The sequence below is a fragment of the Pedobacter yonginensis genome (assembly GCF_003173595.1).
Classification (GTDB): Bacteria; Bacteroidota; Bacteroidia; order Sphingobacteriales; family Sphingobacteriaceae; genus Pedobacter; species Pedobacter yonginense.
Genome location: NZ_QGNZ01000001.1, coordinates 1,385,213 through 1,410,094, shown reverse-complemented (window position 1 = coordinate 1,410,094; position 24,882 = coordinate 1,385,213). Strand labels below are relative to the sequence as shown.

General features: G+C 37.2%; 21 protein-coding genes. 10 read left to right on the top strand and 11 right to left on the bottom strand.

Annotated elements, in window-relative coordinates:
- Nucleotides 1-55 precede the first annotated feature (55 nt).
- Together DHW03_RS06155 and DHW03_RS06150 are read right to left on the bottom strand one after the other, a co-directional pair.
- The gene (locus tag DHW03_RS06155; protein ID WP_109924821.1) at nucleotides 56-586 is read right to left on the bottom strand and encodes a DinB family protein; all 531 of its coding nucleotides are present in this window, start codon (nucleotides 584-586) and stop codon (nucleotides 56-58) included.
- A 42-nt stretch (nucleotides 587-628) separates the two neighbouring features.
- Nucleotides 629-2,257 carry an amidase gene (locus DHW03_RS06150; protein WP_109924820.1) on the bottom strand — a complete coding sequence of 543 codons (1,629 nt, stop codon included), beginning with the start codon at nucleotides 2,255-2,257 and terminating at the stop codon, nucleotides 629-631.
- Between the two features lie 241 nt (nucleotides 2,258-2,498).
- Here DHW03_RS06150 and DHW03_RS06145 point away from each other — a divergent pair, with 241 nt between their 5' ends.
- The 6 genes from DHW03_RS06145 (at nucleotide 2,499) to DHW03_RS06120 (ending at nucleotide 7,432) form a co-directional block, all read left to right on the top strand.
- Nucleotides 2,499-2,747 carry a type B 50S ribosomal protein L31 gene (locus DHW03_RS06145; protein WP_025142617.1) on the top strand — a complete coding sequence of 83 codons (249 nt, stop codon included), beginning with the start codon at nucleotides 2,499-2,501 and terminating at the stop codon, nucleotides 2,745-2,747.
- A 72-nt stretch (nucleotides 2,748-2,819) separates the two neighbouring features.
- Entirely contained in the window at nucleotides 2,820-3,995 is a 1,176-nt protein-coding gene (locus DHW03_RS06140; protein ID WP_109924819.1) for a GlmU family protein, read from the top strand.
- Nucleotides 3,996-4,068: 73 nt separating this feature from the next.
- A complete protein-coding gene (gene tpiA / locus DHW03_RS06135) occupies nucleotides 4,069-4,830 on the top strand; it encodes a triose-phosphate isomerase (RefSeq protein ID WP_109924818.1) in 762 nt (253 codons plus the stop codon).
- A complete protein-coding gene (gene prmA / locus DHW03_RS06130) occupies nucleotides 4,831-5,670 on the top strand; it encodes a 50S ribosomal protein L11 methyltransferase (protein ID WP_109924817.1) in 840 nt (279 codons plus the stop codon).
- 70 nt (nucleotides 5,671-5,740) lie between these two features.
- A complete protein-coding gene (locus tag DHW03_RS06125; RefSeq protein WP_109925028.1) occupies nucleotides 5,741-7,093 on the top strand; it encodes a UDP-N-acetylmuramate--L-alanine ligase in 1,353 nt (450 codons plus the stop codon).
- A gap of 18 nt (nucleotides 7,094-7,111) precedes the next feature.
- Nucleotides 7,112-7,432 (top strand): helix-turn-helix domain-containing protein, encoded by a 321-nt coding sequence (locus DHW03_RS06120; protein ID WP_109924816.1) that lies wholly within the window; start codon nucleotides 7,112-7,114, stop codon nucleotides 7,430-7,432.
- A 16-nt stretch (nucleotides 7,433-7,448) separates the two neighbouring features.
- On the opposite strand, the gene DHW03_RS06115 is transcribed toward DHW03_RS06120, so the two are convergent.
- From DHW03_RS06115 to DHW03_RS06095, 5 genes are all read right to left on the bottom strand, one after another.
- On the bottom strand, nucleotides 7,449-8,567 hold the full coding sequence (locus tag DHW03_RS06115; RefSeq protein WP_109924815.1) for an N-acetyltransferase: 1,119 nt from the start codon (nucleotides 8,565-8,567) through the stop codon (nucleotides 7,449-7,451).
- A gap of 72 nt (nucleotides 8,568-8,639) precedes the next feature.
- Nucleotides 8,640-8,834 (bottom strand): hypothetical protein, encoded by a 195-nt coding sequence (locus DHW03_RS06110; RefSeq protein WP_109924814.1) that lies wholly within the window; start codon nucleotides 8,832-8,834, stop codon nucleotides 8,640-8,642.
- Nucleotides 8,835-8,922: 88 nt separating this feature from the next.
- Complete coding sequence (scpB, locus tag DHW03_RS06105; RefSeq protein WP_109924813.1) at nucleotides 8,923-9,489, bottom strand: SMC-Scp complex subunit ScpB; 567 nt, start codon at nucleotides 9,487-9,489, stop codon at nucleotides 8,923-8,925.
- Nucleotides 9,490-9,740: 251 nt separating this feature from the next.
- Entirely contained in the window at nucleotides 9,741-12,722 is a 2,982-nt protein-coding gene (locus DHW03_RS06100; RefSeq protein WP_109924812.1) for a ligand-binding sensor domain-containing protein, read from the bottom strand.
- Nucleotides 12,712-13,497: a LytR/AlgR family response regulator transcription factor gene (locus DHW03_RS06095; RefSeq protein WP_109924811.1), complete on the bottom strand. Its 786-nt coding sequence runs from the start codon at nucleotides 13,495-13,497 to the stop codon at nucleotides 12,712-12,714. The genes DHW03_RS06100 and DHW03_RS06095 overlap by 11 nt, the downstream gene beginning before the upstream one ends.
- Before the next feature lie 123 nt (nucleotides 13,498-13,620).
- Between DHW03_RS06095 and DHW03_RS06090 the strand changes: the two genes are divergently transcribed.
- Both DHW03_RS06090 and DHW03_RS06085 read left to right on the top strand, forming a co-directional pair.
- Nucleotides 13,621-14,343, top strand: coding sequence for a ferritin-like domain-containing protein (locus DHW03_RS06090; protein ID WP_109924810.1), 723 nt, complete (start codon nucleotides 13,621-13,623; stop codon nucleotides 14,341-14,343).
- Nucleotides 14,344-14,354: 11 nt separating this feature from the next.
- Nucleotides 14,355-15,215, top strand: a complete 861-nt coding sequence (locus DHW03_RS06085) for a ferritin-like domain-containing protein (RefSeq protein ID WP_109924809.1) — start codon at nucleotides 14,355-14,357, stop codon at nucleotides 15,213-15,215.
- A gap of 1,406 nt (nucleotides 15,216-16,621) precedes the next feature.
- On the opposite strand, the gene mqnC is transcribed toward DHW03_RS06085, so the two are convergent.
- Nucleotides 16,622-17,746: a cyclic dehypoxanthinyl futalosine synthase gene (mqnC, locus tag DHW03_RS06080; protein ID WP_109924808.1), complete on the bottom strand. Its 1,125-nt coding sequence runs from the start codon at nucleotides 17,744-17,746 to the stop codon at nucleotides 16,622-16,624.
- 152 nt (nucleotides 17,747-17,898) lie between these two features.
- Here mqnC and DHW03_RS06075 point away from each other — a divergent pair, with 152 nt between their 5' ends.
- The gene (locus DHW03_RS06075) at nucleotides 17,899-19,143 is read left to right on the top strand and encodes a M16 family metallopeptidase (RefSeq protein WP_109924807.1); all 1,245 of its coding nucleotides are present in this window, start codon (nucleotides 17,899-17,901) and stop codon (nucleotides 19,141-19,143) included.
- Nucleotides 19,136-20,407: a M16 family metallopeptidase gene (locus DHW03_RS06070; RefSeq protein ID WP_109924806.1), complete on the top strand. Its 1,272-nt coding sequence runs from the start codon at nucleotides 19,136-19,138 to the stop codon at nucleotides 20,405-20,407. The genes DHW03_RS06075 and DHW03_RS06070 overlap by 8 nt, the downstream gene beginning before the upstream one ends.
- Nucleotides 20,408-20,584: 177 nt before the next feature.
- Here DHW03_RS06070 and ppnP read toward each other — a convergent pair whose 3' ends face one another.
- The 3 genes from ppnP to DHW03_RS06055 are packed head-to-tail and all read right to left on the bottom strand — an operon-like array spanning nucleotide 20,585 to nucleotide 24,782.
- The gene (gene ppnP, locus DHW03_RS06065; RefSeq protein WP_109924805.1) at nucleotides 20,585-20,866 is read right to left on the bottom strand and encodes a pyrimidine/purine nucleoside phosphorylase; all 282 of its coding nucleotides are present in this window, start codon (nucleotides 20,864-20,866) and stop codon (nucleotides 20,585-20,587) included.
- 14 nt (nucleotides 20,867-20,880) lie between these two features.
- Nucleotides 20,881-22,776 (bottom strand): DUF3857 domain-containing protein, encoded by a 1,896-nt coding sequence (locus DHW03_RS06060; RefSeq protein ID WP_109924804.1) that lies wholly within the window; start codon nucleotides 22,774-22,776, stop codon nucleotides 20,881-20,883.
- Nucleotides 22,776-24,782, bottom strand: a complete 2,007-nt coding sequence (locus DHW03_RS06055; protein ID WP_109924803.1) for a DUF3857 domain-containing protein — start codon at nucleotides 24,780-24,782, stop codon at nucleotides 22,776-22,778. Before DHW03_RS06055 ends, DHW03_RS06060 begins: the two co-directional genes overlap by 1 nt.
- Nucleotides 24,783-24,882 lie beyond the last annotated feature (100 nt).

The following is a 24,882-nucleotide window of genomic DNA, read 5'->3' as shown; positions in this document are numbered from 1 at the left end:
TAGCAATTCCTCACAACAACCCAATTGTAGGTTTGCTGTGAGGATTTTGCCAAGATTAAAATAATTTTTCTTGCGGTGGTTTTACACCAGCTAAACGTAAATAAACCGTAGCCTGTCCGCGGTGATGAGTTTGATGCTCGAAATCTTTCGTAAAAACCATGTCTTTAGTCATTTCAAAGCGATTCATAAACTTAACTTTTTCATTTAGTTGCTCCGGGGTTAATTTTTTCAAAGCATCAATTACATAATCATAGCCCGCCATAACCACCTTGGTTACATTGGCTTTTGATTTGTCTGTAATTTTTTCCACCTCACCTAATCCATAGGGAGGTTTTTCGCCTGTAGCAGTAGCCGTAAAACCATAGTTTGCATCGGTTAGGTGCAACATTTGTTCTGCAAACGAACGCATTTCTGGAGTTGGCTTCAGCGCATAACCCGATTCTGGCATGGCATCAAGATACTCTTTTGTGTAGGCTTTAGCCCGTTCCCATTCGGCAATTTTGGTGTCTGTTTGGGTTTGAGCATTTGCGCCGCTTAACACAAAAAACAGGCATAACATGCTCATTAATAGCTTTAAATTTCTCATAATATGTTTTGTTTAGTTGAAACAAATATAAGTTAGAAAGCCTTAAATTCCACTTGAAAAATTTGAGAATTTTAAAAATTTCGGTGCAGTTCTATGTTTAGTTGCTTGTTCAAAAGCATAGGCAAAGCCGATAATTTTTGGTTCTTCATAGGCGCCGGCCATAATGGATAAGCCAACTGGAAGTTCATAAATTTTGCCCATTGGCAGGGTAATGTGCGGAAAACCCGCCATGGCTGGCGGAGAACAGAAATAAAAGCCATTACCTGCATCGCCGTTAAACAAATCGATAGGAGAAGGGATACCGTATGTGGTTCCAGCTATTGCGTCAAGTTGGTTCTTTGCCATTAAATCAGTTATAATTTTTCTGGATGAAAGCACTTTAACTAAGGCTTCTTTATAAACTGTGCTGTTTAAATCGGGTGCTTTATCACTACTTTCTAGGGTTTCCTGCTTGAAATAAGGCATTGCCGTACTTTCGTTTGTCTTGTTGTAAGCAATTACTTCAGTCAGGTTTTTAACTTTAGCATTTGTTTTCTCAAGGTAGGCATTAAGCCCATCTTTAAACTCGCATTGCAACACGGTAAAACTGGCAGCGCCAATTACGCGCATTTCTTTTAAAAGTTCAATTTCAACAACTTCTGCGCCTAACTCTTTAAATTTTTCAATTGCATTTTTATACAATGCAACAACACCTTCATGGCCAGATAAGAATGATTTTTCAAATCCAATTCGTTTGCCTTTTAATGCACCAGTTTGTAAATATTTGGTGTAGTCTTGTGGCGCTTTCCCTTGGCTATTTTTTGTTATCTCATCTTCAGAATCGACACCCGTTAACACAGAAAGTAGGGTAGCTACATCGGCAACATTTCTGCCCATCGGACCTGCGGTATCTTGGGTTTTCGAAATTGGGATAATTCCACTTCTACTCAGTAAACCTACTGTTGGCTTTAAACCCACAATTCCATTTGATGATGAAGGCGCTGTTACCGAGCCATTGGTTTCCGTTCCAATTGCAATTGCACATAGGTTTGCAGAAACGGACGAACCGGAACCAGAGCTCGACCCACTCGGACTTCTATCCAAAATAAAAGGGTTTTTGGTTTGTCCACCACGGCTGCTCCATCCGCTGCAAGAGCGAGAAGAGCGGAAGTTGGCCCACTCACTCAAATTGGTTTTTCCAAGAATTACCGCGCCTGCCTCTCTTAGTTTTTTAACGATAAAAGCATCTTCCGAAGCCATGTTGCCAGCCAGCGCTAAGGAACCAGCGGTGGTTTGCATTTTATCTGCGGTGTTAATATTGTCTTTTATCAAAACTGGGATGCCGTGCATTAAACCTCTTATTTTCCCAATTTCTCTTTCAGCATCCATTTTTGATGCGATTGCTAAGGCATCTGGATTCAGTTCTATAACTGAGTTGAGTTTTGGACCTTTCTTATCTATTTTCTCAATCCGATCGAGATACATTTTAGTTAACGATCGGCTGCTTTGCTTACCACTTTTCATCAACTCCTGTAACTCGCTGATGCTAATCTCATTTAATTGGAACGGATTGTTGAAATCATCTGAGCTTTCTTCTTCGTTGTTAGCGATAATGGCTGCACCCGCCGGAATGCCCAAAGTGGTTATTAAACCTACGGTGGAGGTGCTTTTTATAAAATTTCTTCTGTTCATGGTTGAGTTAGGATGCTTGGAGAAATAAATATAGTTTTAAAAAAGCTTCTTCTTCAACAGGTTTTAAAAATCTTACAATTTAAAATTGTTTTTTACGCTTGTATTTCAGAAATAAAATTAGGATATTTGCACCTCTTAAAAAGAATTAGAAAGACTAATAGGAAATATCATAAGCGTTGTTGCCAGGCAAATTGCAACCAATGTTCTTGATGCTTTCACACATAACTAAAATAATATTCAAATGAAAAAAGATTTGCACCCTACTAGCTACAGACCAGTTGTTTTCAAAGACATGTCTAACGAATATGCTTTTTTAACAAAATCTTGCGTAGATACTAAAGAAACTATTAAATGGGAAGATGGTAACGAATATCCTCTATACAAATTGGAGATTTCTCACACTTCACACCCTTTTTATACTGGTAAAATGAAATTGGTTGATACAGCAGGACGTATCGATAAATTCAAAAACCGTTACGCTAAGAAATAATTTAGCAACAAAAAAGCATTTTTTGAAGTCCCTTTGCCAAAAGCATCGGGACTTTTTTTATTTTTGTTGCTTATGACAATCAATCTATTTGATGATTCTAGTTGGGAATCATTACGTCCTCTTACTTTTACCAGGCCTGTTGCCGATTTACGCATTGGTATTCTAACGATTGCAGAAAAATGGGCGAAATATTTAGGTGCCGATTTTGGTTATCAAACGCAAGAATATCTCTCAAAAAAATACCCTCTAAAGGCAAATGCCCAGCTTTTCATCAATGGATCTATCTGTCCAGATGAATCTTTACTGAATGCAATTGCTGCCCTAAAAGCAGGAGAGCGTTTATGTCAAGCTGATTTGCTTATTGCCTATTGCTCAGATCGTTCTGTTAAAATTGATCCTGAAGAACTAAAGTCTTTCAAGCCTATCAATTACTCAGGCGGTTTTACTCGTATCGTTTACCCAAATGACATTTTCACTTTTAACGGTACAGAGCTGAAAAAGGATTTCACATTGTTAACCCAAGGGAGGAGCTCTGGTAAATTGAGTGCTACAAACACGTTTTTAGGCGATGATATTTTTGTAGAAGAAGGGGCTACAGCAGAATGCTCCATCTTTAATAGTTTACAGGGACCCATATATTTAGGCAAAAACGCTCAGGTTTGGGAAGGGAGCATTATTAGGGGGAGTTTTGCCTTAGGAGAAGATTCTTCTGTTAAAATGGGCGCTAAAATTTATCCAAATACAACCATTGGCCCGCACAGTCGCGTAGGGGGTGAGATTAATAATGCAGTAATTTGGGGTTTCTCTTCAAAAGGGCACGAAGGCTATTTAGGCAATGCGGTTTTAGGTCAATGGTGTAACATTGGCGCTGATAGCAACAATTCGAATTTGAAAAATAACTACGCTGAAGTAAGGCTTTGGGATTATGAAAAGCGAAGCTTCCGTAAAACGGGATTGCAGTTTTGTGGGTTAATTATGGCCGATCATTCCAAATGTGGCATCAACACCATGTTTAATACCGGAACCGTAGCTGGAGTGAGTGCAAATATTTTCGGTCCTGGTTTTCCAAGAAATTTTATTCCAGATTTTGCTTGGGGAGGCGCTCAAGGTTTCGAAGTTTACAGCTTAAAAAAGATGTTCGAAACCGCCGAAAAAGTTTACTCCAGAAGAGATCTAGCCTTTGATGATGTGGAAAAAAAAATTTTAACACAAGTTTTTGAGATGACACAGGAACACAGGCACTTTTAATATCAGGCATTAAAATGGAGTGAAGGCTCAAATATTCAACGTTCAAACTTTATAATATCAAAACTAAAATATAATGAGAAAAAAAATTGTTGCAGGTAACTGGAAAATGAATTTAGATTACAACGAAGGTGTATCGTTGTTTAGTGAAATCGTAAATATGGTGAAAGATGAACGCAAGGGCGATCAGCTGGCTGTAATTTGCGCTCCATTTATTCATTTAAACAGCTTGGCCAAACTTGGTGGTACGGACGTAGCCATCGGCGCTCAAAATATTCACGATAAGGAAAGCGGTGCATATACAGGCGAAATTTCTGCAAAAATGATCAAATCAGTTGGTGTTGAATACGTTATCTTGGGTCACTCAGAACGCAGGCAATATCAAGCAGAAAGCGATGAACTTTTAGCTGCAAAAACGAAAACTGCTTTAGCACATGATTTAAAACCAATTTTCTGCATCGGCGAAACTTTGGATGAGCGCAATAATGGAAGTTACTACGAAGTATTAAAAAAACAATTGGTTAACGGTATTTTCAGCTTAACCGAAGAAGATTTTAGAAAGGTAGTTATTGCTTATGAGCCGGTTTGGGCAATTGGTACGGGTTTAACGGCCAGTCCAGAGCAAGCGCAAGACATTCATGCCTTTATCCGCAGTGAAATTGAAGCAAATTATGGTTTCAATGTGGCAGATGATACCACCATTTTATACGGTGGAAGTTGCAACCCGAGCAATGCAGCAAGTTTATTTGCTCAGAAAGATATTGATGGCGGCTTAATTGGTGGTGCATCATTAAAATCTCGTGATTTTACAGATATTATTAAAGCATTAAACAGCTAAATGCAGTATATAAAAGCCATATTTAAATTTAAAAGTATCGAAGCGTATCAACAGGATTTGCTGATTGCTGATCTTGCCGATTTGGGCTTCGATACTTTTGAAGATAGTGAGAACGGATTTACCGCTTTTGTAATCAAGGAAAACTTTGATGATAAAGCACTTGTTGATCTGTTAGATGCTCATTCAGAAGAATTTACGACTGAATATTCTTTAATGGACGTTGCAGACGAGAATTGGAATGCGGAATGGGAGAAAAACTTTAGCCCTTTAATTATCGATGATGTTTGCTATGTAAGGGCAACATTTCACGAGCCACAACCTTCTTATCCCTACGAAATCGTTATCGATCCTAAAATGGCCTTTGGTACGGGGCATCACCAAACCACCACCATGATGATGCAGTACATTTTGGCGGCAGATTTGAAGGATAAAAATATTCTAGACATGGGTTGCGGTACTGGAATATTGGCCATCTTGGCGGCAAAGTTTGGTGCAAATAAGCTACTTGCAATAGATTACGATGATATTTGTTATCAAAGTACCATCGAAAACGCGGCGCTTAATGGTGTTGAAAATTTAACAGCACTTTGTGGCAGTAAAGAAGTTATTCCAGATGAAGAATTTGATGTAATTTTTGCCAACATCAACCGTAATATTCTTTTGGATCAGATTGGTCGTTATGCAGAAGTATTGAAATCTGAAGGAAAAATTTTCTTTAGTGGTTTCTACTTGGCGCCAGATTTAGCCATGATTACGGAAGAATGTGCCAAGCACGAAATCCGCTACATCGATCATAAGCAAAATGGCGATTGGATTGCCGCTCAGTTCGAAAAATACTAAATGAATGAGCTTTAAGTGCTTGTTGAAGCATCGGGTTCACTCATTACCATCATCTTTCAAAATTAAAAATATGCGCATACATTTTATTGCGATAGGTGGAAGTGCAATGCACAACTTAGCTATTGCCCTACATAAAAAAGGTTACCAGATTACAGGTTCAGATGATGTCATTTTCGAGCCGGCAAAATCTAGATTGGACAAGTATGGTTTGCTACCCACTGAGATGGGTTGGGATGAAAATCGCATTACGAAAGATTTGGATGCGATTATTTTAGGCATGCACGCCAGAATTGATAATCCAGAACTGCTAAAGGCACAAGAATTGGGCGTTAAAATCTATTCTTACCCCGAATATATTTATGAGCAGAGCAGGGATAAAATTCGGGTTGTAATTGGCGGTAGTCATGGTAAAACGACCATCACGAGCATGATTTTGCACGTTCTTAACTTTTATAATCGCGATTTTGATTATTTGGTAGGGGCGCAGCTTGCCGGTTTCGAAACCATGGTTAAAGTTACGCATGAGGCGCCTGTAATGATTATTGAAGGAGATGAGTATCTGTCTTCGCCGATTGACCGCAGACCAAAATTCCATCTATACAAAGCCAATGTTGCGGTAATTAGTGGCATTGCCTGGGATCATATCAATGTTTTTCCAACATACGCAGATTACACGGCTCAGTTTGATAAGTTTATTGATACAATTGAAAAAGAGGGTACTTTAATTTATTGTGAAGCAGATGCTGATTTGACTGAAATTGTTAGTCATTCTAGTGCGCACATCACAAAGATTGGCTACGGCATTCCAGCGCACGAGGTTGAAAAGGGTATCACCTATTTGCTTCCAAAGCGTACCGAACTAAAGGTTTTTGGCGATCATAACCTCATGAATTTGAACGCGGCAAAGTTGGTTTGCAAGGAACTTGAAATTTCTGAAGAACAATTTAACGCCGCAATATCCTCCTTTACAGGTGCAGCCAAGAGACTAGAAGTGATTTCTGCGGATGATTCAACCAATGTTTATAAAGATTTTGCACACTCCCCTTCGAAATTGAAGGCAACAATTGATGCTGTTAAAACACAATTTACAGATCGTAAGCTGGTTGCTTGTATCGAACTGCATACGTTTAGTAGTTTGAATAAAGATTTTCTTAAAGAGTATGCAGGTGCAATGGATAAGGCCGATGACGCCATTGTTTTTATTGATATAAAATCTTTCGAGCAAAAAAGAATGGAGCCCTTTAGTGAGGACGACGTTCAACAAGCTTTTTCTAATCCCAACTTGAAATTTTTTAATGATGCGGCAAAGTTGAAAGCCTATTTGTTGAGTTTAAATTACCAGAACACAAATTTGTTGATGATGAGTTCTGGAAATTATGCGGGTTTCGATTTGCCGGAATTGGCTTCTGAATTGCCTAGGTAGCCTTGGCTTATTTCAAAGATGAAAAGCATCGGAGATCAAATTAAACAGAGTAGGGTGGCTTTGGGTTTGAGTCAAGCCAATGCGGCTAAAATGCTTAAAATTTCGACGCCTGCATTTTGTAAGATAGAAACGGGTCAAACCGATTTGAATGTATCGAGGTTATTGCAGATTTCAAAAGTTTTCAAAATCCCATTAACTCAATTATTTTCTGGTCATGTTGCAGAGATCGGATCTAGTGATGAGCTTATTGCACTAAAAAAAGAACTTATCGAAAAAGATGAAGAGATCAATAAACTTAGAAAAAAGGTTATTGATCTTTACGATAAGCTGGGGATGTAATCCCCCATATTCTTTTTTAGAAAATCTTTCTCATGGTTAAATGCTTTTTGCCAAAAGTTGCGCCTGTAGCTTTGTGGATGGCAATCATTTGCTCATTAAAATCGCCTACCCAACTCAATTCCAGTTCTTTATATTGGTTTTTAGGTAAAACATATTCGCCTAATCGGATGAAGAGAACCGATTCTAGGCCATGTTTTTGAAATTTTGGTTTTGTGCCCATTACAATGGCACGCATCCGTGTAACGCCAACCCAGCGGCGATAGGCAAATTTTAACTTTTCTAATAAGCCTAATTTTCCATCAAAGCCTTTAATCATTTGGTTGGCATCAGGAATTAATACCACGAAAGAAGCTGGTTCTCCATTAAAATAAGCAAATTGAATTAAGTGCTCATCCATGATGGGTTCCATACTCTTAAAGCTCTCTTGCAGGGTTTCTTTTTTAATAGGAACAAAGTTTTCAAAATCCTGCCAGCCGTCGTTATAAATTTCCATAAGGTCGTTTATGTATTTCTCGGCGTTTTTCTTGTCGAAATACTCAAACGTATAACCGGGTTTATTCCTTACCCAATTGGCAATTTTTGTAAATCGCTCTGGGAATGGAATGGTTAAATTGATGTGGTTGGTAAGTTGTTCGTATTCAGTTACAAATCCGTAAGCTTCAAAAAATTTCTGATAGTAAGGGAAGTTATAGTTCATCCCGAATGATGGGGGGGTAAATCCATCAACCAATAAGCCCCAGAAAGAATCATTCTCTCCGAAATTTATGGGCCCATCCATTGCTTTCATACCATTTTCTGCCAACCATGCCTTAGCGGTATCAAACAGTAAAAAAGCGGCCTTTTCATCATCTATGCATTCGAAAAATCCCATTCCACCTGTTGGCTGCTCGTAGTTAAAGGCTTTTTTCTCATTTATAAATGCGGCTACACGGCCAATAAGTTTTCCTTGCTCATCTTTCAATACCCATCTGGTGCATTTTCCATGATTAAAGAAATTGTTTTTGTTGGGGTCGAAAACGTTTTCTACCTCACTATCCAACGGACAGATAAAATTGTGATCGTTCTTGTAAAGAATTTTTGGTGTATTTAAAAAATCCTTTTTTAATGATGGGGAGCTTACGGGTATAATTTGCATGGGTAGTTTTAAAATTAAAAAGCATCCTACCCAGCTGGGCGGATGCTTTTCAAATATATAGTATTTTAAAGATTAATAATCGTCATCGTCATCATCAAAATTATCGAAGTTATCGAGGTCGTCCAATGGTAAATCAAAATCATCGTCGTCATCGTCAACAGATTTTTTTGCATTCTTAGGAATCGTGTCCTCATCATCAAATTCATCATTATCTTCTACCTCTTTTTTGGTAGTAGGTTTTGCTGGGATTTTCTTTGGCGCTTTCATTACACAAAAATAAAAATTGCTTTTATAGTTTAAAAATACAAAAAAACTTTTTTTAATAACAAGCTGGTTCCAAATTAATTAAAATTAATTATTCTGCGTTTTCGCCCACAGTATTTTCCTCTTTAGCAATATCTTTTAGCTGCGGAAGTTGAGTTAAATTATTCAAACCAAAGTAATCCATAAATAAGGAACTGGTGCTGTATAAAATCGGTCGACCTGGTGTTTCGGCTTTGCCATCTATGCTAATAAGTTCTTTCTCCAATAAACGTTGAACGGAATAATCAGAATTAACGCCTCTTATCTGCTCAATTTCGAGTTTGGTAATGGGCTGGCGATACGCGATGATGGCTAAAGTTTCCATTGCTGCCTGGCTCAATTTTTTCTTGGAGCGATGCAATTGAAGTTGATTAACGGTTTCGTGGTATTGCTTTTTAGTTAAGAACTGATAACCGTTATTTAGATCAACTAATCCTATTGCCGAATCTTCGGCGCTGAATTTTTCTTGAAGATAATCAATGCTTTCGAAGACCTGATTTTCTACAATCTCCTCGTCAAAAACAGCATTCAAAGCCAATATAATTTCTTGAACGCTGATACTCTGAATTGAGGAAAAGATAAGCGCTTCTACGTGTTGGTTAATTTGGGTTTGGAGCATGTACAAAAATAGAATTTTTGGGCATAAAAAAAGCGGTCTCGCTTTTAAAAACAAGACCGCTTCTTAACACACAAATGAAACCTGAATTAAGATATAGTTTTAGGTTAGGTTATTAAATATCTATATCAATTCTATAAGAACGTTTTGATAAACACTATCGTTTATTTCTAGTACAAGTTTAACGCTAAAGTTTATTGCTTGTAAGTTCTATTTAGTGAGTGGTATTAATAATTGAGTAAACGGTAAATTTTCTATTTTAGAGGGATAGAAATGGTTACGGTTGTACCGTTTATACTGTTTTGGCGAACATCTAGGTGTATAGGTTTTGCTCCAATCTGGCCTAAAAGGTTTAACCTTTCTTTGGTTAATTGCATGCCTTTGCTAATGTGAGATTCTTTTTTGTTCCTCAAAGAATTTTCGATTCCAATTCCATCATCAATAATTTCTATATTCAAATAGAATTCATCTATCAACTTGATATTGATTTGAATAACCCCACCCGTTTCCTTCGGCATAATGCCATGCCATATCGCGTTTTCTACATAAGGCTGTAGGAGCATAGATGGGATGAAGGTATCTTCTTCGTCGATATTTTCATCAACAGAGAACGTGTATTTTAGTTTATCTCCAAAGCGATTTTTTTCGAGTTTTAGGTATAGGTTTAGGTATTCCAGTTCTTCTTCTAAGGAGATGTAGCTCTTGGTGCAAATTTCTAAGTTTTTACGAATTAGCCTTGCGAAGCCGGTTAAAACTTTATTTGCTGAGGTTGTATTTTGGGTATTGATGTAATGTTGAATGGAATTCATTACATTGAACACAAAGTGAGGATTCATCATGGCTTGAAGGGCCTGTTGTTCCAGCATCAATACCTTATTTTTAAGCAAGAGTTGTTCTTGTTCTTTATCTTTTTGTTTTCTGGTAATGTAAACGGCAACCTTATAAAAAATATAAGCGACCAGGAGAATTAAGATAGATAGGAACCAAAGGCTTTGCCAAAAATGCTTTTTTATGGTGAACGAAATTTTGGCGGGTGGACCCCAATTTCCATTCTGGCTTTTGGCACTTACCTCGAAATTATAATCGCCCGGTTGTAAAGAAGAGAAATCAAGCCGTCGAGTTCTGGTTTCTATCCAGGCGGTATTTTCGTTTAAACGATAGCGGTAGGTAATATCGCTGGTGGTAAAATCTACAGCGCTGAAAGTAAATAGAATGATGTTGTTGCCGGTTTCAAATGTAAAGTTATTCTTATCAATAGGCAGGCGTTCGTTATCTCTTATAATTGAAGTAACGTAAACCTTTGGCAAATTCCTGCTGATGTTTTTATTGTTGTACTTAAATAGAATTAAGCCCCTGTTGGTACCAAAATAAGCGGTGCTATCATCAATAAATAAACTATTAATATCATCACTTAACAAGTCTTTACCGTAATCAAAATTTGCTACGCTTGGTTGTTTCGGGTAGTTGGTAATTTTATTTACCCCTTTATTGGTTAACACCCAAATCTCATTATTTTTAATAAAAAGCTTTGTACAAATGTTGTTGGTTAAGCCCTCTTTCTGGGTAATTTGTTTAGAAATTTTATTGTCTTTATAAAACAATAAGCCATAACCATCAGTGGCCAAAATTAAGGTGCCATCTGGCAATTGCTGAATGTCGTTAATTCTTTTGGTGAGTAAGGGATTTTTTTCGAAATGTTTGATGAGTTTTCCGTTAGAAAACTGCGATAAACCATTGATGTTAGAAAACCATAAATTACCTGCTTTATCGTAAAAAACGTGGTAGGAGCGATCTTTAAAGAAATCTTCTTTCTCTTTATATTTAAGCGAGTTAAATTCAAATTTGTTAATTCTGTCGGATAAAAATACTACACCCGATGAAAGGGCCAAAGCCAAATGATTGTTGTTTTCGCTCAAGCTAAAATGCTTTATAACGAACATGGAATTGTTTACTTCTTTTAGATATTTAACATCGGCGGTGCTTTTGTAAATGTTATTGAAAACGCCCATGCCATAATCAGAAGCAAAATAAACTGCCTGCCTTTTCGGATCGTAAGCAATTTGCTTGATGGTTTTATATTTTTTGAAATCGTCTAGCCCAACTTCATCCACTTGGTAGTTATTGATGCTCAAAATGTCGATCACCGCATCATCTGTGCCGAGCCAAAGTCTGTTTTTATGATCTTTTGTAATGCTTTTGATTACGTTGCTGCTTAAGCCAGATTCAGCATCAATAATGGATAGCCTCGAATTTACGTTGGGCAGCATGTAAATGCCCTGCGTGGTGGCAAACCACATATTTTGATTGGCATCTTTTATAACCTGATTTACAGCAATATCTTGCAGATATTGCACTGTTTTGCCATTTTTATTTAGTGCAAAGGCTCCATTTGCATTGGCTAACCAAACTTCTTTTGATGAATTGTCGTAGTAAAAATAGCCAGACATATTCTTGATCAAATTTTGTGGGATGGATATTAAGGTGTTTGAAGCACCTCTTTTAAATTCTTGTAAACCGGATCGATCCAGATAAACCAGCGATTTGTCCCCTTGATTAGAGGCCGTCATATAAGATATTGGATCGACCTGGGAGCTGATTAAGCTAAAGTGCTTTCCATTAAATTTCTGGACAGTTAAATCGCTATAAACAAATATGTTTCCTTGCTCATCTTCGTGAATAAAGGCATTTGTAAACTTACTTTTAGTATGGGGCGATACATACTTTTTGATTGATTTTCCATCCCAGCAAACAATTAAGTTGGAGTTGGTGCCGAGCCAGAGGCGTCCAGCCTTATCTTGAAGAAATGAAACAATTACGGTATTAAAATTGAGTTTTTTTAATAGGTTGTTGTTTTCTTGATTATAAAACTTTCCATTTTGTAGAAAGCTCAATTGGCCGTTCAGGGAGAAAAACCATATTCTTCCTGAGTGGTCTTCTGTCATTTTGAGAATTTGGGTATCGGGCAACCCATCTTCTATGGTAAAGTTCTGAAAATTTGTTCCATCGAAACGGCTTACGCCATTGTCTGTAGATATCCAGATGAAACCTTTTTTATCCTGCAAAATGTAATAACAATTATTACTTGCCAAGCCATTTTTAGAGGTATAGTGGGGGAGATAGGTGGTTTGTGAATATAGACTGGGTAATAAGCCAATCAAAAGCACAAATGTTGCCAGCGCAATTTTTAAAGCGTTGGTGAGCTGGCGCTGAAATTTGTGTTGGCTTTTAGTGGTCACTGCCTATTTTTGTAAATGATTTAATTTTTTCAAAGAAGTCGCTCGCTCTTCTTCTCGAGATATTAATGCTCTCCCCATTTTTTAAGAAAACCTGCAATCCGTTTTTCGAATTGTATTCTTTCAGATGGTTAAGATTTATGATGCTTGATTTATGGATCCGCACAAATTGTTCGGTTGGTAAAAGCTCTTCAAACTCTCTTAAAACTTTTGATACAGTAATTTTATCAGCGTTGCTTAAATGCACTACAGAGTAATTGCTATCGGCTTCGATGTAGATGATGTCGTCAACATCAATCATTTTAAAGCCTTGTCCGTAGGGGAGGGTTAGTTTTCTAATTTCGCTTCTACTGCCTAAACTCGAAGCTAGATTGGTCATTCTCTCATCTTTACCGTTTTGGTTTTGGTAAAGTTTAATGTGTTCGCTTACCTTTTCAACGGCAATTTTTAACTCATCAATATCAATTGGTTTCAATAAATAATCCAGCGCATTTGCCTTAATGGCTTTAAGTGCATATTGATCGTAGGCGGTGGTGAAGATAACTGCTGCGTTATGTTTTTGCGCATCTGGAACCAATTCGAAGCCATTTCCACCAGGCATTGCAATATCCAAAAAAATGAGGTTAACGGTATGGTGTGCTAAAATGTCTTTTGCTTCCGCCACAGATCGGGCTATACCAGTAATTTCTACTTCAGGACAATTCTGTTGTAGTAAGAAAAAAAGTGATGAACGTGCAAATTCTTCATCATCAACAATAACGGCTTTTAGTGTTGTCATAGTAAAGGTTTGTGAATGTATTAAAAACGGCTTATAAAAAAAAATGCAAAAGAAAAAAACCGCGTTTATAAATGTCACGTATATATCACCAAACGAAATCAAAACCATAAAACATAAAGGATTATGAAAAACAATGAACTTATAACACAAGATGAACTTCAAGAAGAACGTTTATTTAACAGCAGCTTAGGCAGAAGATCATTTCTTCAGTTTGCTGGAGCTAGTGCTGCGGGTATCGCGTTGATGGCGGCAGGATGTAAAAAAGACCGTAATTATGGTGACGTAAGTATGGGCGCAACTTTAGATTTCAAAGATGATTTTGGTGTATTAAATTACGCTTATGCACTTGAGCAATTAGAGGCTGCATTTTACGTAAAAGTTGCTTCTGCACCACCATCGTCATTTACTACAGCACAAAAAGCTTACTTCCAAGACATTCAGTTTCACGAAGTTGCACACAGAGAGTTTTTTAAAAATGCACTGGGTACTGCTGCAATTGGAAGCTTAGAGGTTGATTTCTCTTCTATTGATTTTACAAACGCTACTAGCGTTTTAGGTGCTGCAATGGCTTTTGAAGATTTAGGTGTTGCGGCTTACAATGGCGCAGGTGTAAGAATTAAAAGTACAGATTATTTAGTTTTAGCAGGTAAAATTGTATCGGTTGAAGCTCGTCACGCTGCTTATATCCGCGATATTATTTCTAACGGAACATTTGCTGATTTAGCAAGCTTAGCTCCACTTGGTGCAGTTAATGCAAACGGACTTGACGGAGCACTTACTCCTGATAAAGTTTTAGCTATCGCTGGAAAATATGTAAAAACAAAAATTAACGTAATTAACCTTTAAAATCTACAATCATGAATATCGTAAATATATTAGAAGAAATTGAAAAAGTTGATGGTGAGATCTATGAAAGATTAAGTCCACGACGTAACGCAATGAAAGATTTTTACAACATTGGTAAGAAAATTTCTTTAGCAGCACTGCCATTAGCTATGGGTTCCATGTTCCAAAAAGCTTATGGTCAAACCAATCCAAGTACGGTTAACGATGTTTTAGGTTTTGCCTTAGCACTTGAGTATTTAGAATGGAACTACTATAACAAAGCTTTAACATTAGCCAATACAACTTACATTCCTGATGGACCTGCAAGAGCGGCCATTACAACAATCCGTAACCACGAACGTGCACACGTAGATTTGTTAAAAGGTGCTTTGGGTATTACTGGTGCTGATGGTTACGTTTATGCAGATTTCGATTTTACAGCAGGTGGTGGTTTTGCAGATGTAGATACCAACTATCAAACCTTCTTAAAAGTAGCTTTAGCTTTTGAAGATACAGGTGTAAGAGCTTATAAAGGTCAGGCGCCAATTTTGAAAGGTAATGCAGTATTAACTACAGCACTTCAAATTCACTCAGTAGAAGCTCGTCACGCAGCACACTTACGTCAAATGGTTGCAGCAAATGTAACTGGTGCAAGTGGTTTAAAACCTTGGATTGCTTATTCAGCTAATGGTAACGATACAGGTATCGCAGCAGTTGATGCGGTTTATGCAGGTGAACAAAATACAACTCAAGCTGGTATTCAAATTACAGGAATCAACGGAACTTCAGTTACGCAATCTCAAGCGGCAGAATGTTTTGATGAATTCTTAACCGGTGCAGCTGTTAAAAACATTGCCAACTTATTTATCAAAGCTGGTAAGAAATTAACATAGTAAAAAAACATTTACATTATTAGGTAATGTTTAGTTTAAGGTAGGGAGGCAAAACTTAGGTTTTGTTTCCCTTTTTTTTTGTCACAAGCAGATCAATATCCGGCAGGATGGAGTGTGATAAACCAAATTAATTATTTTGAACCACAAAAGGTGATAACAGTGGTCATTCAAAATTCAAATGTAAAAATTGAATTATTATTCCAAATTCCGGTTAAAATTTAAAAATATTTGGAAATGAGCGTGTTGTGTTCCATTTGAAACATTAGCCCCGCTATCCCTGCTGCCAATTTGAAAAAAATTGGCATTCGTACTATCGTGTTTGGTTTTAACGGTTGCTGCCCCGATAGCAAGCGATTAATAAATTCACATTCCTGCTTGGTTGGCTACTGACATTGGATGTGTTAATGGGATTAATTTTTTTCCTAAACCGGAGCATAACGGCATCCCCCAAATTTTTTATTGGGGATATAGTGTAGAGCGGGACTGCCTAACTGAAAGCGTTGCTGAGCGTTCATTTCCAAAAAATATGGCCTTTTTTAAACCTTGTTAAATGGCTTGGACTTTAAATTTAGATGGAAATTGAATTATTATCGCAAATTCCGTTTAGAATCAAAAAATATTTAGAAATGAGCGTGTTGTGTTCCATTTGAAACATTAGCCCCGCTATCCCTGCTGCCAATTTGAAAAAAATTGGCATTCGTACTATCGGGTTTGGTTTTAACGGTTGCTGCCCCGATAGCAAGCGATTAATAAATTCACATTCCTGCTTGGTTGGCTACTGACATTGGATGTGTTAATGGGATTAATTTTTTTCCTAAACCGGAGCATAACGGCATCCCCCAAATTTTTTATTGGGGATATAGTGTAGAGCGGGACTGCCTAACTGAAAGCGTTGCTGAGCGTTCATTTCCAAAAAATATGGCCTTTTTTAAACCTTGTTAAATGGTTTGGGCTTTAAATTTAGATGGAAATTGAATTATTATCCCAAATCCAGGTTAAAATTTAAAAATATTTGGAAATGAGCGTGTTGTGTTCCATTTGAAACATCAGCCCCGCTATCCCTGCTGCCAATTTGAAAAAAATTGGCATTCGTACTATCGGGTTTGGTTTTAACGGTTGCTGCCCCGATAGCAAGCGATTAATAAATTTACATTCCTGCTTGGTTGGCTACTGATATTGGGTGTGTTAACGGCTTTACTTTGTTCCTAAACCCGAGCGAAACGGCATCCCCCAATTTTATTGGGGATATAGTGTAGAGCGGGACTGCCTAACTGAAAGCGTTACTGAGCGTTCGTTTCCAAAAAAAAGTCCTTTTTTTTAGACCTTGTTAAATGGTTTGGACTTTAAACTTAGACGGAAAACAGGTGCTGGTTGGCGCGTTACCAACCATGCGGTATCGATTAGCTTTAGTAAGTGATTACTTGCTCTTCTAAATGTTCGGGCAAATCGCGGTAATTGTATTTTTGTCCACGTAGCTGCGGCTCAAAACCTGCTGCTTTGATGGATTGCTGAATGCCATTTGCGGTGAAACGATGCGGTGCACCTGCGGCAGAAACCACATTCTCTTCAATCATAATTGATCCAAAATCATTTGCTCCTGCGTGTAAGCAAAGTTGCGCTGTTGCTTTACCAACTGTTAACCAACTTGCTTGTATGTTTTTAATATTTGGTAACATGATTCTGCTTAATGCAATCATTCGGATGTATTCATCGGCAGTTACATTATTGCTAATTCCGCGTAATCTTTTTAAGAGTGTTCCATCATCTTGGAAAGGCCATGGAATAAAAGCTAAGAAACCATTTGCATCGGCAGGTTTTTCACTCTGTACTTGGCGAATCCACACTAAATGTTCAAAACGTTCTTCTATGGTTTCTACATGTCCAAACATCATGGTTGCTGAAGTGGTAATGTCTAATTGATGGCAAGCCCTCATTACATCTAACCATTCTTGTCCGCCACATTTGCCCTTACTTATTAAGCGCCTTACGCGATCATTCAAAATTTCGGCTCCGGCACCTGGTAAAGAGTCCATACCGGCTTCTTTTAGTGCTTTTAGTACTTCTGTGTGGGTTATGCCTTCTAGTTTTGCAACATGTGCAATTTCTGGGGGTCCTAGCGCATGCAGTTTTAAATCTGGATATAATTCCTTTAATTTTTTAAATAAATCGGCATAAAAAGCAAGGCCAAGATCGGGGTGGTGACCACCCTGCAATAATAACTGATCTCCTCCCAAACGAAAGGTTTCTTCAATTTTAACTTTGTAGGTTTCAATATCGGTGATGTAACTGTCTTCGTGCCCTGGTCTGCGGAAAAAATTACAGAATTTACAGTTTGCAATACAAACATTTGTAGTGTTTACGTTGCGATCTATTTGCCAGGTAACTTTACCACTCGGGACTTGAATTTTTCGCAATTCGTTGGCTACAAACATCAATGATGCAGTGTCTGCATTGTGATATAAGTAAACACCTTCTTCTTGGCTTAAAAATTCGAAATGTAATGCCCGTTGCAGTAAATCGGCTGTATTCATAGTACAAATATAAGGAAAAGGGCGTGAAGGTTAGTTGGCTTAGGTTTGCGCTTTGTAAAAAAACGGCTCTGAATTATTAAAAGTTTAGATTCAATCAAATCGTTCTAGGCTGTGAGGTCATTTTTAATATCTTTACACTTCTAAAAATAAATATGGTAGATTTTAATCGTTTTACGCTTGCTAATGGCTTGAAAGTTTTGGTGCATGAAGATGCCACAACACCGATGGCCGTTTTGAATATTTTATATGATGTTGGTGCTCGCGATGAGAATCCTGAACAAACTGGTTTTGCCCACTTATTTGAACATTTAATGTTCGGTGGATCGGTAAACATTCCTAATTATGACGAGCCTCTGCAACGTGTTGGAGGTGAAAATAATGCTTTTACCAGTAATGATATTACCAATTATTACATCACCTTGCCATCAGAAAACATAGAAACGGCCTTTTGGCTTGAAAGCGATCGGATGTTGAATTTGGCTTTTTCTGAAAAGAGTTTAGAAACTCAAAGAAATGTGGTGAGCGAAGAATTTAAGCAGCGCTACCTCAACCAGCCCTATGGCGATGTATGGTTGAAATTACGTCCCTTGGCGTTTAAAAAACATGCTTACCGCTGGGCTACCATCGGGAAAGAGCTTTCACATATCGAAAATGCCAAGATAGAAGATGTTAAGGCTTTCTTTAAAAAACATTATACGCCTCAAAATGCAATTTTAGTTGTTGGTGGAAATGTAAAAACTGAGGATGTAAAGAAACTTGCAGAGAAGTGGTTTGAGCCTATTCCCGCTGGAGAAAAATACATCAGGAATTTGGTTCAGGAAGATAAACAAACTGAGGCTAGAACCGAAACAATTACCGCCAGTGTTCCGCTTAATGCTATTTATATGGCGTTTAAAATGCCTGGAAGATTAGATGCTGATTATTATGCTTTTGATCTTTTATCAGACATTCTTTCTCGTGGACAATCTTCCCGTCTTTATAATAGCTTATTAAAAGAGCAACAGCTTTTTAGCGACATTAATGCTTATATTTCGAGTAGCATAGATCCAGGACTATTTATTGTTGAAGGTAAATTGATAGAAGGTATTTCTATTGAAACTGCTGAAAAGGCAATTTGGGCTGAATTGGATCGGCTGAAATCAGAACTGGTATCAGAAACTGAACTGACGAAAGTTAAAAACAAAGTTGAATCTGTGTTGGTGTTTTCGGAAATGAGCTTGTTGGATAAAGCCATGAATTTGGCCTATTACGAATTGTTAGGCAATGCTGATTTACTAAATCAAGAGACTACAGAATTTTTGAAGGTAACCGCAGAAGACCTTAAGCGTATTTCTAACGATACCTTTCACCACAATTCTTCATCAACACTTTATTATTTAACCGACGGAAATGCTTAACAGACAACAAGCGCCTGATTTTAAGCAGGTATCGACAATAAATTTTATCCAACCTACAGAAAAAAAACTGGATAACGGGGTGCCCGTTTTTACCATTTATTCTGGCGAGCAAGATATCGTCCGCATTGAGTTTATCTTCAACAACGTTAACTATGATGTTGATAAGCCGCTTCAGGCTGTTGCCGTAAGCAGCTTATTGAATAATGGAACCCAAAAATTAACTTCAAAGCAAATTGCTGAACAGATTGATTTTTATGGGGCATTTTTTCAAACTGAGTATGTGCAAGATCAATCCTCAGTTACGCTATATTCTCTCAAGAAACATCTTGCATCTGTATTGCCAATTGCAAAAGATGTTTTATCGGATAGTCAGTTTCCGCAAACTGAAATTGATATTTACATTCAGAACCAAAAGCAGAAGTTACAGGTTAGTTTAAAAAAGAACGATATTCTTTCTCGCAAGGCATTTGCGAAGGCGCTTTTTGGCGATACGGCTTATGGTGCAGATATAAAGGCAGCACACTACGATGCGATAAAACGCGATGATTTAGTCGCTTATTTTAAAGCAGCCTACGCGCCAAACAATTGTACAATTGTTGTTTCTGGTAAATTTGATGAGGAAAGTTTTGGCTTGTTGAACCATCACTTTGGTCATGAATGGGAGGCAAGTGATGCCGTTAAAAACCATTTCGATTTTCCGCAAACCACACAGCAATTTATTTATCAAGAAAAACCTGAAGCTTTACAATCGGCCATTAGATTAGGTAAAATCGCCATAAATCGTAAACATGAAGATTTCGCCGGGCTACAAATATTAAACTGCGTTTTGGGTGGCTACTTTGGTTCGAGGCTAATGAATAACATTAGGGAGGACAAGGGATATACCTATGGAATTGGTTCGGGTATTTCTGCTTTGCAGGATGCTGGGTATTTCTTCATCGCTACAGAAGTAGGGGCCGATGTGTGCGCCAATGCACTCACTGAAATTTACAAGGAAATTGAGCTTCTAAAAACTGAATTGGTAAGCGAGGAAGAACTTAATTTAGTTAGAAACTATATGCTGGGCTCGATGTTGGGAAGTTTGGAAAACGTGTTCTCGCATGCGGATAAATTTAAAAATATTCATTTTGCAGGCTTAGGTTACGACTACTATGAAAAATATATTCAGACAGTTAAGCGCATTACGGCAAAAGAAATACAAGCACTTGCGCAGAAATACTTAAAAGCGGATGATTTTGTGGAAGTGGTTATTGGCAAGAAATAAAATAGAAATATCGAAATCTAAAATTCCAGACTGTAGTACGTGTCTGCACGTAGCATCAAGTGAAAATCTCTTTATTGTTTCGTGAAGACACGAACCAAGGCGGTGGCAATGCAATCTTGAATTATCAAACCTCATGTTACTAAAAATCCCGCAAACGATTTAGTCTGCGGGATTTTTCTATCTGTATTGGCACAGGTAGGCGGTTTGCACTTCTGTTTTTACTTTGAAGGAGGAATTTGGCGAAACCTCAAAGGATTGGCCTGCATCAATATCCTGCCATTCGGTTTTACCTTTAAGTAGGATCGTCAGTTTTCCTTCTATTACCTGCATAATTTCTTTGTTTGCTGTTCCGAATTCGTACTCTCCGGGGTTGATAATGCCGATTGTTGATTTCCCTTCAGTTGTTTCATAGCCTAAAGATTTTACTTGGCCATCAAAATATTGGTTTTCAGTGATCATATTAGTACAGGTTGTTATAATGTTTTTGTGAGAACGGCTTTTTGCTTATCTGCCTGATAGATTTTTTTTCTAAACTCTACGTAGTCGTTGTATTTTTCTGGCGGATATTTTTTGTCGTTCATGCTTTGACTACGTACATAAGTTATCATATTATCTTTACTGGAGAACTTTGCTGTGTAAGTTCCAAACTCTGATGTAATGGTTACATCTTTCGGAATAAACTCTAAAGTGTATCCTTTTGGTAAGGTGTAAGTGATCTCGTCTTCATCCGTATAACTGAATGGAACAGAGAAATACGTTTTCCTATTTTCAATCTTTAATGGTGCACTTTCTTGGCGATTGGTCTGATTCAAAGTTAGAAAAAACTTATCTCCACCTTTTGTTAAAAGTTGGTTGCTTTTAAAGTTGATTTCTTCATTAATAACAGGTTGTGTTTTGTCTTTTTGTTCGTATTTGTAAGTTAAGAGCTCGGCACCCGGAATATTAGTATTTCTAATGATGATCTTTCTCTGTTCTGCTGGTTCTTGCAAAGTTATTCCAAAAATATTTTCAAATTGCGCATTGCCATAAGTCGTCTTAATTCCGATTTCGGCGGTTTCATCCTCATTAAACTTGATGTTGGTTTTTTTGATTTGAAAGTTATCTTTGGCAGAATATACTGGTGTATGGATAATTTTTCCACCTTCTGAAGTTACCATTAACACATTCCTATCCGCATTGTCGTAACCAATAAATCCCATGGGGTTGTATTGGCTGGTACATTCTAAAAATGTCGTATCTTTTTCTAATGGTACACATAAGATCATGTGGTTGGCTTGGCTAATGCTCGAATAGTTTGGATTCATACTTGGCATTCCACTTCCAATAATGATTAAATTAGTTGGGATCCCAGCTTCATTAAGCAGCGCTTTCATAAAGTTAGATAAAGCCTTACAATCGCCATAATTTACTTCTGCAACCTTCTCCGCCAAAATGGGTCTGTAGCCACCAATTCCCAATTGTACACTTACATACCTCGTATTTTGTTGGAGGTAATTGTAAAGAATTCGTATCTTCTCTTTGGGTGTTTTAGCGTCTTTGATTAGGTTTTGAACCACTAATTTAGTGGCTTCTGGAAGTCTATTGCCATCAGTATTCAAATTGTGAATCCAGGAGCCAAAATCTTTCCAATTATCAAGATTACCGGATGCGCCATCAAATTCGAATTGGTTTGGGGCGGCTTTAACCCAATCAGAAATATTGCTCAAGCCAATGCTTAGCGGTTCGCTTTGCACTGCAGCATTATCGGTACTGATCCATTTGTATTGAATTTTATCTCCTATAACTACAGAATCCGTTTTTAGGTTCTTACTGGTTAGGTAGCGAAAGTTATACCCTTTATTTATTTGAATGGTATAAGATGTTTTTTCAGTCGACGTACCAAAACCCTTTATTGCTTGCCAGTATGGCATAGATTTTATTCCATTAAAATTTTGCGTGAAACTATATTCTATGGTGTAAGGATATGTGTTGCTTACAAATTTTAACAACTTTACACGGTTGTCTTGCAGGAGTGAAAAACCATCTGATGAAATTCGATCTTTTATATCAGAAGATTTATAGTCTTTCACTTTTTTTCCTGTAGCATCGTAAAGCGTTGCTTTAATGTTGCTGATGGGCGAAAACCTATCATAGAATTCTTCCAATTGTGCCCAATCATCACCAGCCTTATTTAAAATGGTTACGGCAATTGTATAATCGTATTGTGCAGATCCTATGCCTGTGATATCGAAAAATTGCTCTTCATTTCTAATTACTGCACTTGCGTCTTTGGTAAGGGTTTCTGGTATTTTGCTTGCATCGTAAACGCCTTGTGTAAAAGCACTAAAATAGGTTAGTATAGTTATTGCTAAACTTAAAAAGTATTTCATTAGGCTTTCTTTTTAAATACAACTTGTTCTGCTTGCTTTTCTACAATGGCCTTAAAAAGAGCCTTCAAATCAAAATACTCTTCCGATGTATATAAAGATTTGTTTATGCTGATGGTACTCTTCACCATCAATGCTTTTCCTTCGGTTATATAATTGATTGTAAATGTACCCTTATCTTCAGGCAGTTTATAAATACCTCCTTTTGGTAATTTATCAATCTCATAGTCATCAGGAAAATTCAGTGTGATTCTATAACTTTCCTTGTGTGGATAGGCGAAATCTACAGGAAACTTGCGTTCTTCTAGTTTAAAAGGATTCTCCTTTGTACGTTCAAAAAGGAGCGGCGTAAAATAGACAAGATTGCCAGCTTCTTCTACATTATCTTCTATCACAACATCCATAGATTCTGTTAAAAGTTCATCTAAATTATCGAGATTCTCGATTTTGTAATTTGACAGCTCTAAGCCTGGTTTGTCTTTTTTAAAGTTTTTTAGAAATTCGGTTTCATTATCGCTGTGTCTGTACCGATCTCTTAGAGCAAGTGCGGAATAACCCTTTGAATATTGATTGATTTTTCCAACTAGTTTATTTTCTTTATTAAGATTTAAGGAATAAATGAACAGCTTTTCAGTAGGAATAGTTGTTTCTGTAGAAATCCAACTTCCAGTGCCGCTTTTTAGATCCACATAAAAACCATTATGGCTTAAGTTCTCTTCATCAATCAAATCGATGGGTAATTCTTTATCTGTTGCATCTAAAAAATGAAGATCCTGGCCAGTCTTTGCAACTACAACGACATTGTTAAATGCGGATATAAGGGGGTAGCCTGGATGCTCGCCATGTGATCTTGTGCTGACTAGAACAGGATAGGCATCTATTTTTGCCTCTTTTAATAAACTTAGTAAAGAAAGATTGATATCTGCCGAGGTGCCTGTTTTCTTTTCAAATACTGTTTTTGGGTTTGTTCCGGTAGCACAAATCTCATAACTATTGTTCCATTTAACATTGCTTTTAACGTAATTGTAAATCAGTTTTAAACAGGTTAATGTATCCTTTTCGCCTTTTAATATACTGGGTAAAACCGATTTTGCATAACTGTTTTTATTGATGAAATGACCAAAATCCTCACGCTCAATCAAGTTGGCTATTATTTTGGCCCACGAACCATTATAGTCAACATAAGGTCTGTTTGGAAACTGTGTGCCAGTAAGCTCAAACTGTATTTTTGGGATGTAATCATCCATGGTGGTTACAAAAGGCTCATCTTTTAGTGCCGGCACATTGGCAACTGTATATTTGTCGTAAACACAGGTAGAATTTAAACCAGGAACATAATTCGCATTGCTTGTTTCATGAATTGGATGATCGACTTGGTAATAACCGCTAAAATTATGCTTGTAGGATAAGTATTCTGGGATTCTGACATTATACTCCGACCAAAGCGTGGGGATATCTGCTTGAAAATTCCAACTCTGAATGGTGAAAATGAAGTCTGATTTAATTTTATACTTAAATTCAATGATCGATCCTTCTTTAACATTCGGTAAAGCAAATTTCTTGAAGGTAAAATTCTTATCATAGGATTCAGAAAACTTTGCTTCTTTATTGAGTTTACTAACAACAGTTTTCCCATCTACCAGATTATAAGTAGCGCCATCCATGTAGTACAAATCTTCTTTTTCAGAGCCACTACTCCTTTGAAGCGTAATGGTATAATTTGCAAAATCGTAACCATTCTTATTTAAAATTTTGTAACGAATATGTCGTTCGAAAACATATACAAAATCATTCGTAACAGGGCTCACTTCGAAGTAGCAATCGCCTACATCGAAAAGCTTTATTGCAGATGCGGCAGAGTCTGGGCCGGTTGCCTTAGTTTCAAATTCTGAAGGTAGAACTTTACCAAATTTGAATTCTCGTTTAACGGATTTTTGGGTTTGGGCATTTGATGTTCCAATTCCGATGCAAAGCATCAAAACGGTAATTTTGAGAACGTTTTTATACATTTAATTGTTTTATTTTTGTTACAATGATAGAAACAAAAATCATATCCTTAAAATATTGTGGATATTTTTATAGCTTTTAAGAATGAAAATTCACAATATA